Here is a 14,536-nt window from a genome sequence, read left to right as displayed (position 1 = left end):
AATTATTATGAGTAAGAGAATTTTAGTTATCGGTGGAGTTGCTGGCGGCGCTTCAGCAGCAGCAAGAGCGAGAAGAATTGATGAATCGGCAGAAGTAATTATGTTTGAGAGAGGACCGAACGTTTCTTTTTCTAACTGTGCATTACCATTTCATTTAAGTGGAATCGTAGAAAACAGCGATGATTTAGTTTTAATGTGTCCAGGAAAATTTAAAAGTCAATATAATATTGAAGCGAGAGTTAATAGCGAAGTTGTTAAAATCAATAGAGAAGATAAAAAAATAGTAGTAAAGAATTTAGAAACGAAAGAAGAATACGAGGAGTCTTATGATCAATTAGTACTATCTCCAGGAGCCAATCCAATTCTTCCTAGAAGCATTGAAGGAATAGATGGACCGAATGTATTCACTGTAAGAAATGTTGTTGATATTAAAAAGCTTAATGACTATATTGTAAAGAACAATATCGAAGATATTGCTGTTGTTGGTGGTGGATTTATAGGAGTAGAAGTAGCAGAAAATCTAGAGTTAGCACAAAAAAACGTTAGCTTGATAGAAGCACAAGATCAAATAATGAATCCATTTGATTATGATATGGCGCAAATACTTCATAAAGAAATGATGGACAAGGGAATTAATCTTATATTAAGTGATGGCGTACAGAAGATTAATGAGGATTCAGTAGAATTACAATCAGGTAAAAAAGTAGCTGCAAAGGTTGTAGTTATGGCAATTGGTGTTAGTCCAGAAACAAGTTTAGCAAAGGATGCTGGTCTTGAAATAGGGGAGACTGGTGGAATCAAAGTAGATCACAACTACTTGACAAATGACAAAAACATCTATGCTGTAGGGGATGCTATAGAGGTATATAACCGTCTAACGCATAAGAAGACAAGACTTGCTCTTGCAGGTCCAGCACAAAGACAAGCTAGAGCTGCGGCGGATCATATGTATAATATTCCTCATAGAAATAATGGGGTAATCGGATCATCTGTAGTTCAGGTATTTGATTTAGGAGCAGCTTCAACAGGATTAAATGAAAAAGCTGCAAAGGCAGCAGGAATTTCTTATGATTTTGTATATCTGATTCCTGGGGACAAGGTAGGTTTAATGCCTGAGAGTAATCCAATGCATTTCAAACTTATATATGAATATCCAACAGGTAAAATACTTGGAGCTCAAGCAATAGGAAAAGGAAATGTAGATAAAAGAATAGATGTCATTGCTACAATGATTACTATGGGTGGAACTTTAGAAGATTTAAAAGAATTAGAATTATGCTATGCTCCATTATTTGGAACTGCCAAGGATGTAGTAAACCATGCAGCATTAGTAGCACTAAATCTATTAAATGGTCAATTTAGACAAGTTCCAGTAACAAAGGTTAGAGAATTAGTAGAAAACAATGCATTTATTGTAGATGTAAGAGAAAAGGATGAATATACAGAAGGACACCTTAAGAATGCAGTGAACATTCCACTGAGTGAAATCAGAGGAAGACTCAATGAAATTCCAAAGGACAAGCCAGTATATCTACATTGCCGTTCAAGCCAAAGAAGTTATAATGCAGTAATGGCACTTCAAAATATTGGATATAATAATATAATCAACATATCTGGTTCCTATTTAGGGATTTGCTGTTACGAATATTATCAAGATCAGGTAACGGGAAGAGAAAAAATAGTTACACAATATAATTTTGAGTAAAGGTTGATTTTATGAGAAAAAAGTTGAACAGAATAGACATATTAAGCTTAGCATTAGGGTCTATTATTGGATGGGGGTCCTTTACCCTCCCAGGTTCAAAATTTCTCCATGAAAGTGGTATCATTAGCACGGCTATCGGGTTAATACTCGGTGGCCTTGCTATTCTTATTATACAGAAAGGTTACCACATCATGATGGAGAAGCATTATGAGGATGGGGGAGAGTTCTCTTATACCTACAATAATATGGGGAAGAAAAATGGATTTGTAGTAGGCTGGTCCTTGACTTTGTGTTATATAAGCATGGTTCCCCTCAATGCTACAGCATTTGTATTAGTCCTTAAAAAGCTGTTGGGTTCAAGGGTGGATTTTGGATATTTATATGAGGTAGCGGGACACTCTGTATATTTATCGGAAGTTATTATTGCTAGTTTGATCATCTTAGTGTTTACTTATATCAATAGGAGAGGACTAAAGCTGAGTTCTCGTATACAGAACATTATGATACTACTTATGGTGGTAAATATAATGATCGTTTTTATTTTTATGTTCATAAAGGCAGATCATAGCTTAGTGAAGAATACCTATATTGTGAACTATAAATTGAATATGGTGGAAATTTCAAAAGTTTTTGCTATAGTCCCTTTTCTATTTGTAGGATTCGATGTAATCCCTCAAATAGTAACGGATTTAAATTTTGAACCTTCAAAAGCTACAAAGATGGCAGTACTCGCAATATTTTCTGGAGTGCTTTTTTATAATCTTTTAAATATTACAACAGGGCTAGTGTATACTCCAGAAAAAGCGTTATTGGAGCAATGGGCTCTAGGCTCTGCAGTAATGGACAATATAGGATATACAGGTTTTATGTTATTGATCATATCTTTAGTAGGTGCAGTAGCAGGTGGTATAAATGGGTTTATGCTAAGTAGTAGCAAATTGATTGGGTCTTTGGCTAAGTATAGGCTTATTCCTGTAAAGTATAGTAAGGAAAATGATAATGGTGTTTTTGAAAATGCTATTAAATTTGTAGCTTTAGTGAGTTTAATAGCACCTTGGTTTGGAAGAGAAGTTATTATCTATATTGTAGATATGTCTTCTTTACTAGCTGCAGTAGCATATTTTTATGTATGTTATATTGGATGGAAGCATTCAATAGGGCTAGACAGATATTTTTCAGCAATGGGAGCCCTTATAAGTATCATATTTATGGCATTATTGATAATACCTGGTTCTCCTGCTAGGTTAAGCAGTCCATCTATCGTATTAATGGTTCTATGGGCAGTGCTTGGATATTTTTATTATAAGAGATATTCAAAGACCATGAAATAAATGAGTCAGCACATAGAGAATTTTCTAGGATTGTTATATTTTACACAAGCTAATTTAAAATGTAAAAAACTATAAGCGATAAATAACCTATTACATGGACAGTTATTTATCGCTTTATTTTATTGTTTTTGTAATATAACATTCTTTAGGAAGCTCCACCTAATATAGCAGAGCTTTCAAAATAGATTTTGGAAGAACAGAAGGAGATAATGGCTTTAAGAGAACTAATTTGCATAAAGGTAATTATTTCTGTACAATATAATTGTGAAATAGAGTATATAACTATTTTTTAGGATGTGATCATATGAACCTTGGATATCTTCAAGCATTTTATATGACAGTAAAACATAATAGTATGTCAAAAGCAGCCCAAATCCTTCATCTGACAAGGCCGGGGCTCAGCGGTCAGATTAAAAGCTTAGAAAATGAACTTGGCGTAAGCCTTCTAAATCGGAGTAACAAAGGTGTGGAATTAACAGAAGAAGGAAAGGTTTTATTTGACTATGCAGATACTTTACTGTCTATTCAGGGAAATATCAAAAGAGATTTAATAAATTTGAATCAAGATCGACCAAAGTTAATAATTGGTGCTTGTAAAAGCGTAGGAGAATATGCTCTTCCTTGTAGCATTTTTACTTTTAAGCATCTACATGAAGAAGTAGATATAAATATGGAGGTAATCAATTCAACGGAAGTGATTCAAAAGCTACAAGAGCATACGATTAATATTGGCATAATACAACGTGATTCTAATGTAGATGATATTGTTACCCAATATATTATATCAGATGAACTTCTGTTGGTAGGAAATAGTGATCATTCTCCTAAAAGAATTTCTACAGAAGAGCTGAAACAGATTCCTTTGATTTTGCGTGAAAATGATTCTGGAACTCGATATGTTATTGAAAAATCATTAAAAGAAAAAGGAATTGATATAGAGGACTTAAATGTTGTTTATGATTTAAATTCTCCAGAGGCTATTAAGTCTTCTGTTCTTGCAGGAAAGGGTTTTTCTTTTTTACCTCAATTGGTAGTGAATCAAGAGCTCAAAAAGCAATCCCTTCAAACAATTGAGATAGAGGATTTAAAAATTTCTTTTGCATATTATATAGCTTCAAGGAAGAATTACAACTTTACAGAATATGAGCAAATGTTTGTAGATTTTATTATTTCTAATAAAAGAGGATTTTGCTAAAAAAATGAGGATGAGAAAAACAGGTGCTGGTACACTTGCTTTTCTTTTTTTTGTGTTTTAAATCTTTGGTCCATAATAAAAAACATATAAAAATTGAAATAATTGATTGACCTTCCCATTATGGGAAGGTTTATAATGAAATAGAACTAGTTCAGAAAGTAAAAATGTATTAATACATGGAGGAGAGATATGTATACAATTGGACAATTTTCTAAGATTGGGCAAGTATCTAAAAAAATGCTAAGACATTATGATGCAATTGCTTTACTTAAGCCTGAATACACAAAACCAGAAAATGGATATAGATATTATTCAAAAAACCAAATTAAAGATATTATGATGATCAATAAGCTTAAAAGATATAGATTTTCATTAGAAGAAATAAGTGAAGTACTAAAAAAAGACGATACTAATTATTTAAAGAACATAATGAGAGAAAAAGTATTGAATTTATCTGAAGAAATAAAAAATAACCAAATGCTCCTTAAGGATATGGAAGAAGCATTTGTGCATATTGAAAAAGGAGAAGATATGATGATTACTAATAGAAAATTTGATATTGTTGTGGATGAATTAAAATCTATCACTGTATTAAGTATAAGAAGAACCATATCTATGACACAAATTGGAAGTGTTATTGGAGAAATATTTGAAAAAATGTATAAAAATCAAATAAGTCCTGATGGTGAGATTATGACCATTTATTATGATGAAGATTTTGATCCAGAGTATGCAGATATAGAGGTGTGTATACCTATAAGTAAAAGTGTACAAATAGAAGGATTGAATACAAGAACTATTAAACAAGGACTATATGCTCATACTGTATTTGTTGGTGCATATAGTGAAATCGGTGAAGGATATGCTGCATTGATGGATTGGATAAAAGAGAATAATTATGAAGTAATAGGAGCTCCTTTTGATAGGTATATAAAAGGACCAGATACTAGATGTAATCCAAAGGATTATATAACAGAGATTTATTTTCCTGTAAAGAAGATGTCATAGACATAGTTAGCAAAGGAAACATATAACAAAGCTAGAGGTGGTACGTTTGTGAAGAAGAAATAAATATGAATAAAATTTATAAAAAAAAATACTTTTGAAGTGGGGAGACTATGGAGACAAAAAAATGGTACAAAAAAGATAGTTTTGGTTAGTGATATCATATGAGAGGGTAAAGAATATATTGAGTAATAAATTTGATTTGACATTGATTCAAGATAATGATAAAATGTCGGCAGAGTGTGAAGGTCACACGAAGGGGTACACCACCATGGGTGTATTTTTTCGTGTGGCCTTTTTTGTTTAGAAAAAGGAGGAATAAATGCTAATGAAAAAAGATACATTAAAAATTGGAGGACATGAGTTTTCATCTAGATTTATCTTGGGCTCAGGAAAATATGATTTAGATTTAATTAGGGCGGCAATAGAATATGCAGATGCACAAATTATTACATTGGCAGTAAGACGTGCAAATACTAAAGGGAATGACAATATTTTAGACTATATTCCAGATGGTGTAACTTTGCTTCCTAATACATCTGGAGCAAGAAATGCAGAGGAGGCAGTTCGGGTTGCAAGGTTAGCAAGAGAATTGGGGTGTGGAGATTTTGTAAAGATTGAAGTTATTCATGATTCAAAATATCTACTTCCAGATAACTATGAGACAATTAAAGCTACAGAAATTCTTGCAAAAGAAGGATTTATTGTAATGCCGTATATGCATGCAGATTTGAATGTAGCTCGTGATTTAGTTAATGCTGGAGCGTCTTGTATTATGCCATTGGCAGCACCAATTGGTTCTAATAAGGGATTAGCTGCAAAAGAATTTATCAAAATATTGGTAGATGAGATTGATCTTCCGATTATTGTTGATGCAGGAATCGGTCGTCCATCCCAAGCTTGTGAAGCTATGGAAATGGGTGCTGCAGCTATTATGGCTAATACTGCTATTGCAACTGCGGGTGATATTCCAGCTATGGCAGGTGCTTTTAGAAAGGCTATTGAAGCTGGACGTGAAGCATATCTTTCTGGTTTAGGCCGTGTACTTTATAAGGGTGCATCTGCATCTTCACCATTGACCGGATTTTTGGAAGAATAGGAGGTGCAATTATGAGCGAACAACGTATAAATCATATGGAATATATGATAGGAATGGAAGTTTTAGAATCAGATATAATAGAACAAGTCATTAGCCGTATGGAAGATTATAATTATGATCAATACACAGAGGCAGATGTAAGAAGAGCTTTGAATCATGATTCTCGTACAGTAGAAGATTTTGCAGCATTATTATCTCCTGCAGCATCTCCATTTTTAGAAGAAATGGCTCAGTTAGCACAGGCGGAGACAAGAAAGCATTTTGGTAATTCAATTTACATGTTTACGCCCTTATACCTTGCCAATTACTGTGAAAATTACTGTATCTACTGTGGATTCAACTGTCACAACAAAATACGTCGTGCAAAATTAAATGCTGAAGAAATGGAAAAAGAAATGCAGGCTATAGCTAAAACTGGTTTAGAGGAAGTGCTGCTTCTTACTGGTGAAAGCCGAAAAATGTCAGATGTAGAGTACATTGGAGAGGCTTGTAAGATTGCACGTAAATACTTTAAAATGGTAGGCTTAGAAGTATATCCCATGAATTCTGATGAATATGAATATCTTCGTCAGTGCGGTGCGGATTTTGTTACGGTATTCCAAGAAACTTATAATTCAGATAAATATGAGACGCTTCATCTGTCAGGACATAAGCGCATATTTCCGTATAGGGCTAATACTCAAGAAAGGGCATTAAAGGGGGGGATGCGAGGCGTTGGATTTGCTGCATTACTTGGACTAGATGATTTTCGCAAAGATGCTTTTGCTACAGGACTACATGCATATCTTCTTCAAAGAAAATACCCACATGCAGAAATTGCATTTTCTTGTCCAAGATTAAGACCGATTATTAATAATGACAAAATTAATCCTAAAGATGTTCATGAACCACAACTTTTGCAAGTAATTACAGCATATCGTCTCTTTATGCCATTTGCAAACATTACTATTTCAACGAGAGAATGTGAGAGATTCCGTGATCATATAATTGGAATAGCTGCTACTAAGATTTCAGCGGGTGTTAGTACTGGAATTGGAAGTCATGTTGAAGAGATAGATGATACAGGAGATGATCAATTTGAAATTGCAGATAGCCGTTCTGTAGAAGAAGTATATGAGGCAATTAAAGGTCGTGGTTTGCAGCCAGTAATGAATGATTATGTATATGTATAATGATTATGTGATAAATTCAAGGATAACCTAGTAGTATATTTCTTGGGATAAATAAAAGCGACCATGTTTTTGGTCGCTTTTATTATGAGTGTATAGGATCTATTGTAGGTGGCTTTACTATAAAAGTTAAAATAGCACCTACTACAGCAAGGACAGCAGCTATCAAAAATGTAGGTTTTAAACCGCCAGCATTTGCAACGATTATAGGACCTATTAATGCAGCAAATCCATATGCTTGATAAACAACTCCGTAGTTTGCACCTAAATTTTTAATACCAAAGAATTCTCCTGTTATTGTTGGGAATACTGCTAAGAATCCTCCAAAACAGAAAGCGACACCAGCTAAGGAGGCAAAGAAAGTAACATAACTTAAAGTAACTACACTCATTGTAATCATGGATATAGCAGTTATTACAAACATCATTGTTACGACTCTTATTCTACCTAATTTATCTGAGAGTGTACCCCATATAAGTCTTCCGCTAGCATTGAACAGAGCAATCATAGCAACTGCATTTGCAGCTACTGAAGCTTTTAATCCGGCTAATTGCATACCAATATCTTTAGCAAGTCCAATAACTAAAAGCCCACTCATACATCCGAATAAATACATGATCCAAACAAAATAAAAGGATTTCGTTTTAATCATTTCTAAAGAGGTAAAGACATTTTCTTTAGGTGTATTAGACTGCTGAACAACTGATCCATATTCAACTGGTGGAAGGATTAAGAATTGAGAGCCAATTAAACCTAAAACAGCATAGATGAGCCCTAAATAAAAGAATGTAGAAGAAACCCCACTATTAGCTATAAAATATTGAATGACAGATTTGAAAACGAAGCTTCCAAGTCCAAAAGCACCAACTGCTATACCTGTAATAAAGCCTTTTTTCTCGGGGAACCATTTAACGCAAGTAGATAATGGACAAACATAAGCGAACCCAACTCCAGCTCCAGCTATAACACCATAATAAATATATAATTGGATAAGAGATGTAGCTGTAGAGGTAAGCATTAATCCTCCTCCATAAAGAAGAGCACCAATAGTAGCAACTTTTCTTGGGCCTATTTTATCTTGTAGTCTACCAGAAAAAATAGTTGAGAAAGCAAAGATAAAAACAGCAATTGAATAAGTAAGAACTACCTGGTTTTTTTCCCAACCGAATTGATCCATAAGTGGTTGATTAAACAAACTCCATGTATAAATAGCACCTATGCACATTTGCAATAATACAGCACCTAATACAACAAACCAACGATTGATTGTTTTGTTAGTCATGAATATTCCTCCTTTGTAGTATAAGGTTTTTATTTAAGAATGAAAAAATAATAGCAGATTAAATATTTTTTAGGTATACATTTAAATAGAAAAGTTTTTTATTAGTCTTTTTAATTATAATATTAGGAATGGTATAGTAGCTATTATATGATTATTTTATGTATGAAGCAAGAAAAAATTATGAAATATTCAATGAATTTATAAAGTTATGTGAAATACATGAAAAAAATTAATCTTTGGCAGATTACTTGAAGGTTTGGGTGAATATAGCTATGGTGGTCAAATAACTTTGTATTAAGAAATTAAAGTAAATATGGAGGAACTAGATGGATTTATGTTAAACTTAAAAGATAGTATGGATAAATGACAGTGTAGCTATTCACTAAAATGATAGCTTGGAATATATTTGTTAAATATTATTTGCATTGATGAAAATAAATATTTAGTAAGGTTGGGATATAAATGAATAATTATAGTATGTATATGATAACGGTTATATTGCTGGGTGTATCTTTTGTAAAGGATAAAAATAAAACAAGGAAAGCACTAAAAAAAGCATGGAAATCCTTTCAAAATATATTGCCTGAATTTTTAGGGGTCATTATGGTGGTAGGGATACTTCTTGCTATTTTAGATCCCAAATGGATATCTAGTTTATTAGGAAAAGAATCAGGTTGGATAGGTGTTTTTTTATCAGCTATTGTTGGAGCTATTACATTGATACCTGGTTTTGTTGCTTTTCCAACAGCAGCTATGCTTTTGAAAAAAGGAGTAGGATATATGCAAATAGGTGCATTTATTTCTGCCCTGATGATGGTAGGGATTATCACGATACCAGTTGAAATCAAATATTTTGGAAAGCGACTAACTATATTAAGAAATGTGTTTGGGTTTGTATTCTCTTTTTTCGTTGCATATGTAATTGGAAAGGTAGTGGGAGGAATATGAAGGTTTTGAAAAGATATAAATTTTTTATGGTCACAATGCTAATCATATTTATAATGACTATTTTAAATCGAGATTTAGGAATAAAAGCTATTCATATTGCAGGATATAGTATTAAGGAGATGATTTTGGTTATTCCGCCTGTATTCATCCTTTTAGGATTATTAGATATATGGGTACCAAGAGAAATAATGGTAAAATTCATGGGGGAAGGCTCAGGGCTTAAAGGGATAATTCTTGCTATTATATTAGGCTCAGCAGCGGCAGGACCTTTATATGGAGCTTTTCCAATAGCAGGAGTATTCATGAAAAAAGGAGTTAAATTTAGCAATATACTCATATTTATTGGTGCTTGGTCAACTACTAAAATTCCTATGTTTTTATTTGAAATGTCAGCATTAGGATTGCCTTTTGCACTTACGAGATTATTAGTAGATATTCCAGGGATTATATTGATAGCGTATACTTTATCTATGCTTATATCTAAGGATGAAGTAGACAAAATTTATAAAAAAGCTGAGATAATGGAATAAGAAAATGAATTAAAATATCTGTTAATCTAGTAGATACCATTTAAATAGTATAAGCATATAAGAAACAAATAAAATCACTACAATGATTATTTAAGTGATTCTAGATCTGGTGTGTCTGAACAACCAAAGACGATTTATGAGCAATGGATTTTAGGTAAAATCTTTGGCTATTCAGATGAGGAGATAAAAGGACTTGTAGAGATTAGACTATATAGTATTTAGTAGTGTGACCGCATTTAGGGCATGGGGGTAGTGTATCTGTATTATAAGTAAGTATAACTATTTGACCACACTTCTTGCAGAGATATCTTCCTTTTCCTGGATTTTCGCCTGTTGTTGGCATAAGAACACCACCTTTCTTGAAGTAGAGTTAGATATGCAACTAGTAAAATCCTTCCAATTGTCGAAACTTGCGAATGATTAATGAACCCTGCTAAAATTCATATAAAAGTGATTGTAAAATAAAAGAAAAATAAAAGCAGATGTGATGGCATCTGCTTTTATTTTTAAAGGGTATTACTAAAAAATTATGTCTCTGAACCTTTGGCAATGATTTCTTCATATGTAACCTCATCATTATGACTTCTTTTTAAATCTTTAGGAGTTCCTTTATACTGGATGGCCTCCATTGGACACCATTCAAAACAAGCAAAGCATAATTCACAATTATTTAACCAAACAGGTTTATTTTCCTTCATTTTTATATTGTTTCTAGGACAAACTGTCACACATTTATTGCAATGAGTACAATTTTCATTAACTGAAAAATTTTGATCAGCTACTTGAAAGGTTTTCATGGCACCCTTATAAAGAAAAGAGCCTACTTTATTGGAAAGCCAAGATGTAGTTTCTATTTTATGAGGTTGATTGTTTTTCACGATAGAAACAATTTCTGATAAACGTTCTTCATAAGACGCATATACTTGTTTTCCAGATATGGAATGCATGAATTTTATTATAGCTAATCCGTCTTCTGATAAAGGAGTATGATTAGGTGCCGTAACGGAAAAACCAGCATTTAAATGGATATTAGATTTTTTTAGTGCTTTCTGTAATTGTAATAATGTACCTGCTATTGTACCTGCATTGGTTGCTATAGCGAAAGCATATTCAGTATTTTTAAATTTGAGTTTTTCAACAAAATCGGCCACAATTCTAGGCATTCCCCAAGCATATACAGGAAAAATAAAACCAACTTTAGAGGTCATGACTGTTATTTCGTTTTGGTTAATAAGCTTTGGGATAGATATTAATTTTGTATTACCTAGATGAGTTGCAATTTTTTTTGCCATAGCAAGGGAATTTCCTGTAGCTGAAAAATAATAAATAGTTGTTTGCATAGAGAACCTCCTTAAATTTTATATAGGGATTCAAATAAATGGTTGAAATTGACACAAATATAAGAATGAATTATACTACGGGTAAGATGTATACTTATAGTGAAAAAAGTATACTCTTGGTATACAATATAAGTATATTTGGTTAAGTTTGGATAGTCAAGTAAAAAAAGGAGAATCCTATGAATAATTTATCAAGACGGCAAAAAGAAAAAAAAGAAAGAGAATTAGCAATGATTGATGCAGCTGAAAAAATATTTATTAATAAAGGGTTTGATAATGTTTCTATGAATGAAATTGCGAAAGAAGCAGAATTTACAAAAAGAACCTTATATAAGTATTTCGAGAGTAAGGAAGAATTGTATTTTGCAGTAGCTATAAAAGGATTTCATAAAATGTTTTCTTATTATATGGATGCAGAAGAAGGTCAAAATGGATTTGATAAGTTAAAGCTTGTAAGTAAAGCTTATTATCATTTTTTTAAGGAGTGTCCTGAGACCGTCAGGATTATAAATCATGTTCGACAAATTAATAAAAAAGAAGTTCTAGGGCCTAAGCACAGACAGTGGAGAGAAATAGATGAACAAATTTTTAAGAAATTAGCATTCGTTTTTGAAGAAGGAATTGCAGATGGAAGCATCCGTTCTGATATTGAACCTTTAAAAGGTGCATATACTTTTATCTTTATTTTAAATGGTTTTTTACATATGATATCTGAATCAGATGATTCATTTTTAGAACATTTTTCTTCGGATGTAGAGGATTTTACTGGATTAGGATTAAAATTAGTATCAGGTATATTTAAATCTTAACAGATATTTGAGGAAAAGTAGATATATATTGCAGGTATAGATGATGAAAATAGTGATAGCACATAAATTTTCAGGAGAGGGTATTCGTTGGTACTGCGTTAACTCAATATTCGTAAAAAAAATATTGAGAAGAAAAGGAAATGAGTTAACAAGAAATTAACATATAAACATATTTGCATAGATCTATATGCATAATATAATAAATATGGAAACAAGAGATAAGATGGAGGTGACATGTTGAAAGAAAAGGTAAATATATAGATTGTGATGGAATAAGAAAAGGAGTATAAAAAATGTTTAATATAAATGGAGGTTTTTATTTATGAAAATAGCCATCATTACAGATATTCATTCCAATATTTTTGCATTAGAAGCAGTGCTTAAAGATATAGAGAATAAGAACATAGAAAAAATATATTGTTTGGGAGATTTAGTAGGATATGGACCATTTCCAAATGAAGTAATCAACTTAATTAAAGAAAAAAATATTCCTACAGTACAAGGAAATTATGACCAGAGTGTAGGGGAAGAATTATTTGCTTGTGGTTGTGACTATAAAGATGATAAATTAATGGCAATGGGGACAAAATCTTTGTATTGGTCACAAGAAAATACAACAGGGGAAAATAAAAAGTGGCTTAGAGAATTACCGGAAAAAATAGTCTTTGAAGTTGAAGGGCAAAAAATCTTATTAGTACATGGAAGTCCTAGAAAAAACAATGAATATCTTTATGAAGACTCAAAAGAATTAGAGGAAATTGCTGATATAATTGATGTAGATATTATGATATGTGGTCATACGCACAAACCATTTCACAAGCAGGTAAAAGGTATTCATATGATCAATGCAGGAAGTGCAGGTAAGCCAAAGCATGGAAATCCAAATGCTACTTATATGATAATAGATGTGGATAGTGATGATCTAAAAACGCAAATCATTGAAGTTACATATGACTACGAAAAAATGGCTAAAGCTATTGAAGATAGTGAAATTCCAACTGAATTTGCTGAGAAAATACGAAAAGGAATATCATAAATTATTACTACAAAAATCCATAAAAATCCAAGGATAACCTATTATTATAGGTCCTTGGATTATTTTTATGCTACAAAAATGATAGTTTTAAGTATAAGAACCATATTTATTAACATAGATATGGAACATTATTGTATTATATTTCAATGATTTTTTCTTTAAGATCAGAAGCATTTCCTCCAACCTTTACGGCTATGATATTTTCATCATTTGTTGAGAGACTAGCACTTATTTCAGAAGGTTTATTCATTGAATATCCTTGCTCGAAAATTAAATGGTTTTTATTTTCCACTGTAACTTTTCCATATTTAAATAAGTAACAGCTTAAAGCTCCGTTAGAGGTACCTGTTGCTGATTCTTCAGGAATATCATATAAAGGTGCAAAATTTCTACAATGAGCAGTATTGTCAAGTTTTGTTTCTAATGTGAACGCATGATAGCCTACTACGTTATATTTTTTGCTTATTTCTGTAATTTTATCAAAATCTGGTTTCATAGAAAGTAAAGTATCTAAATTTTTAATAGGAATCAAAATATCCTTTAATCCAGTAGATACGATTTGAATAGGCAAGTCAGATGCAATTTCATCTTCTGAAATATTTAAAGAATTTGCAATCTCTTTTTTATCAATGATTTCAAGAAATTCAGGAAGGGCTTGATTCATTAAAATTGTACCATCCATTTTTACTTCTAAATCTAATACACCAGCTTTTGTTTCTTGTTTGTATTTTCCAGGACTGATAATACCTTTGTTTGCTAATACATAAAAGCAGGCAATAGTAGCATGTCCACATAAATCAACTTCTTCACTAGGGGTGAAAAATCTTATTTTAAAGTCTGCATCATTGGACTTTTGTACAAATGCAGTTTCTGAAAAACCAACTTCTTTTGCAATTCTTTGCATATGGTTATCAGATAAAGTATCTGCATTTAATACAACACCAGCTGGGTTTCCTCCATTACTTGATTTTCCAAATGCATTAAGGGTATATACTTTTACTTTCATTGGATTATTCTCCTTCATAAATATAAATTTTATTTGTAGTATATTCATCTCAGAAGATTATGAGATGAACGTAGGGGGACA

At 32.1% G+C, this 14,536-nt stretch carries 14 protein-coding genes; 10 read left to right on the top strand and 4 right to left on the bottom strand.

Annotated features, from left to right (window positions below; translation table 11 throughout):
• Positions 1 to 7 precede the first annotated feature (7 nt).
• The 6 genes from K7H06_RS12545 (at position 8) to thiH (ending at position 7,507) form a co-directional block, all read left to right on the top strand.
• Positions 8 to 1,705 carry an FAD-dependent oxidoreductase gene (locus K7H06_RS12545; protein WP_223036388.1) on the top strand — a complete coding sequence of 566 codons (1,698 nt, stop codon included), beginning with the start codon at positions 8 to 10 and terminating at the stop codon, positions 1,703 to 1,705.
• 11 nt (positions 1,706 to 1,716) lie between these two features.
• Positions 1,717 to 3,036, top strand: a complete 1,320-nt coding sequence (locus K7H06_RS12540; RefSeq protein WP_223036387.1) for an APC family permease — start codon at positions 1,717 to 1,719, stop codon at positions 3,034 to 3,036.
• 304 nt (positions 3,037 to 3,340) lie between these two features.
• The gene (locus tag K7H06_RS12535; RefSeq protein WP_223036386.1) at positions 3,341 to 4,231 is read left to right on the top strand and encodes a LysR family transcriptional regulator; all 891 of its coding nucleotides are present in this window, start codon (positions 3,341 to 3,343) and stop codon (positions 4,229 to 4,231) included.
• A 189-nt stretch (positions 4,232 to 4,420) separates the two neighbouring features.
• Positions 4,421 to 5,239 (top strand): MerR family transcriptional regulator, encoded by an 819-nt coding sequence (locus tag K7H06_RS12530; protein WP_223036385.1) that lies wholly within the window; start codon positions 4,421 to 4,423, stop codon positions 5,237 to 5,239.
• 325 nt (positions 5,240 to 5,564) lie between these two features.
• Complete coding sequence (locus K7H06_RS12525) at positions 5,565 to 6,335, top strand: thiazole synthase (RefSeq protein ID WP_223040021.1); 771 nt, start codon at positions 5,565 to 5,567, stop codon at positions 6,333 to 6,335.
• Between the two features lie 11 nt (positions 6,336 to 6,346).
• Positions 6,347 to 7,507, top strand: coding sequence for a 2-iminoacetate synthase ThiH (gene thiH, locus K7H06_RS12520; RefSeq protein WP_223036384.1), 1,161 nt, complete (start codon positions 6,347 to 6,349; stop codon positions 7,505 to 7,507).
• 82 nt (positions 7,508 to 7,589) lie between these two features.
• Here the strand turns inward: thiH and K7H06_RS12515 are convergent, their stop codons facing one another.
• The gene (locus K7H06_RS12515; RefSeq protein WP_223036383.1) at positions 7,590 to 8,786 is read right to left on the bottom strand and encodes an L-lactate MFS transporter; all 1,197 of its coding nucleotides are present in this window, start codon (positions 8,784 to 8,786) and stop codon (positions 7,590 to 7,592) included.
• Between the two features lie 462 nt (positions 8,787 to 9,248).
• On the opposite strand from K7H06_RS12515, the gene K7H06_RS12510 reads away from it, so the two are divergent.
• Complete coding sequence (locus tag K7H06_RS12510) at positions 9,249 to 9,734, top strand: permease (RefSeq protein ID WP_223036382.1); 486 nt, start codon at positions 9,249 to 9,251, stop codon at positions 9,732 to 9,734.
• The gene (locus K7H06_RS12505) at positions 9,731 to 10,264 is read left to right on the top strand and encodes a permease (RefSeq protein WP_223036381.1); all 534 of its coding nucleotides are present in this window, start codon (positions 9,731 to 9,733) and stop codon (positions 10,262 to 10,264) included. Before K7H06_RS12510 ends, K7H06_RS12505 begins: the two co-directional genes overlap by 4 nt.
• A 202-nt stretch (positions 10,265 to 10,466) precedes the next feature.
• Here K7H06_RS12505 and K7H06_RS21545 read toward each other — a convergent pair whose 3' ends face one another.
• A complete protein-coding gene (locus tag K7H06_RS21545) occupies positions 10,467 to 10,607 on the bottom strand; it encodes a zinc ribbon-containing protein (RefSeq protein WP_223036380.1) in 141 nt (46 codons plus the stop codon).
• A gap of 184 nt (positions 10,608 to 10,791) precedes the next feature.
• Complete coding sequence (locus K7H06_RS12495; RefSeq protein WP_223036379.1) at positions 10,792 to 11,604, bottom strand: EFR1 family ferrodoxin; 813 nt, start codon at positions 11,602 to 11,604, stop codon at positions 10,792 to 10,794.
• Between the two features lie 179 nt (positions 11,605 to 11,783).
• Here K7H06_RS12495 and K7H06_RS12490 point away from each other — a divergent pair, with 179 nt between their 5' ends.
• Together K7H06_RS12490 and K7H06_RS12485 are read left to right on the top strand one after the other, a co-directional pair.
• Positions 11,784 to 12,413, top strand: coding sequence for a TetR/AcrR family transcriptional regulator (locus K7H06_RS12490; protein ID WP_223036378.1), 630 nt, complete (start codon positions 11,784 to 11,786; stop codon positions 12,411 to 12,413).
• Between the two features lie 322 nt (positions 12,414 to 12,735).
• Positions 12,736 to 13,449: a metallophosphoesterase family protein gene (locus tag K7H06_RS12485; protein ID WP_223036377.1), complete on the top strand. Its 714-nt coding sequence runs from the start codon at positions 12,736 to 12,738 to the stop codon at positions 13,447 to 13,449.
• 136 nt (positions 13,450 to 13,585) lie between these two features.
• Here the strand turns inward: K7H06_RS12485 and K7H06_RS12480 are convergent, their stop codons facing one another.
• Complete coding sequence (locus tag K7H06_RS12480) at positions 13,586 to 14,455, bottom strand: PhzF family phenazine biosynthesis protein (RefSeq protein WP_223036376.1); 870 nt, start codon at positions 14,453 to 14,455, stop codon at positions 13,586 to 13,588.
• Positions 14,456 to 14,536: the final 81 nt, after the last annotated feature.

Source organism: Crassaminicella profunda (assembly GCF_019884785.1).
Taxonomy (GTDB): domain Bacteria; phylum Bacillota; class Clostridia; order Peptostreptococcales; family Thermotaleaceae; genus Crassaminicella; species Crassaminicella profunda.
Note: the sequence above shows the minus strand (reverse complement) of the source record. Positions and strands in the feature narration are given on the sequence as shown.

Bases quoted from the DNA above. Each gene is read 5' to 3' on its own strand.
- K7H06_RS12510 (WP_223036382.1), top strand. From the start codon at position 9,249: ATGAATAATTATAGTATGTATATGATAACGGTTATATTGCTGGGTGTA.
- K7H06_RS12480 (WP_223036376.1), bottom strand. From the start codon at position 14,455: ATGAAAGTAAAAGTATATACCCTTAATGCATTTGGAAAATCAAGTAAT.
- K7H06_RS12545 (WP_223036388.1), top strand. From the start codon at position 8: ATGAGTAAGAGAATTTTAGTTATCGGTGGAGTTGCTGGCGGCGCTTCA.
- K7H06_RS12530 (WP_223036385.1), top strand. From the start codon at position 4,421: ATGTATACAATTGGACAATTTTCTAAGATTGGGCAAGTATCTAAAAAA.
- K7H06_RS21545 (WP_223036380.1), bottom strand. From the start codon at position 10,607: ATGCCAACAACAGGCGAAAATCCAGGAAAAGGAAGATATCTCTGCAAG.
- thiH (WP_223036384.1), top strand. From the start codon at position 6,347: ATGAGCGAACAACGTATAAATCATATGGAATATATGATAGGAATGGAA.
- K7H06_RS12515 (WP_223036383.1), bottom strand. From the start codon at position 8,786: ATGACTAACAAAACAATCAATCGTTGGTTTGTTGTATTAGGTGCTGTA.
- K7H06_RS12535 (WP_223036386.1), top strand. From the start codon at position 3,341: ATGAACCTTGGATATCTTCAAGCATTTTATATGACAGTAAAACATAAT.
- K7H06_RS12505 (WP_223036381.1), top strand. From the start codon at position 9,731: ATGAAGGTTTTGAAAAGATATAAATTTTTTATGGTCACAATGCTAATC.
- K7H06_RS12490 (WP_223036378.1), top strand. From the start codon at position 11,784: ATGAATAATTTATCAAGACGGCAAAAAGAAAAAAAAGAAAGAGAATTA.
- K7H06_RS12540 (WP_223036387.1), top strand. From the start codon at position 1,717: ATGAGAAAAAAGTTGAACAGAATAGACATATTAAGCTTAGCATTAGGG.
- K7H06_RS12525 (WP_223040021.1), top strand. From the start codon at position 5,565: ATGAAAAAAGATACATTAAAAATTGGAGGACATGAGTTTTCATCTAGA.
- K7H06_RS12485 (WP_223036377.1), top strand. From the start codon at position 12,736: ATGAAAATAGCCATCATTACAGATATTCATTCCAATATTTTTGCATTA.
- K7H06_RS12495 (WP_223036379.1), bottom strand. From the start codon at position 11,604: ATGCAAACAACTATTTATTATTTTTCAGCTACAGGAAATTCCCTTGCT.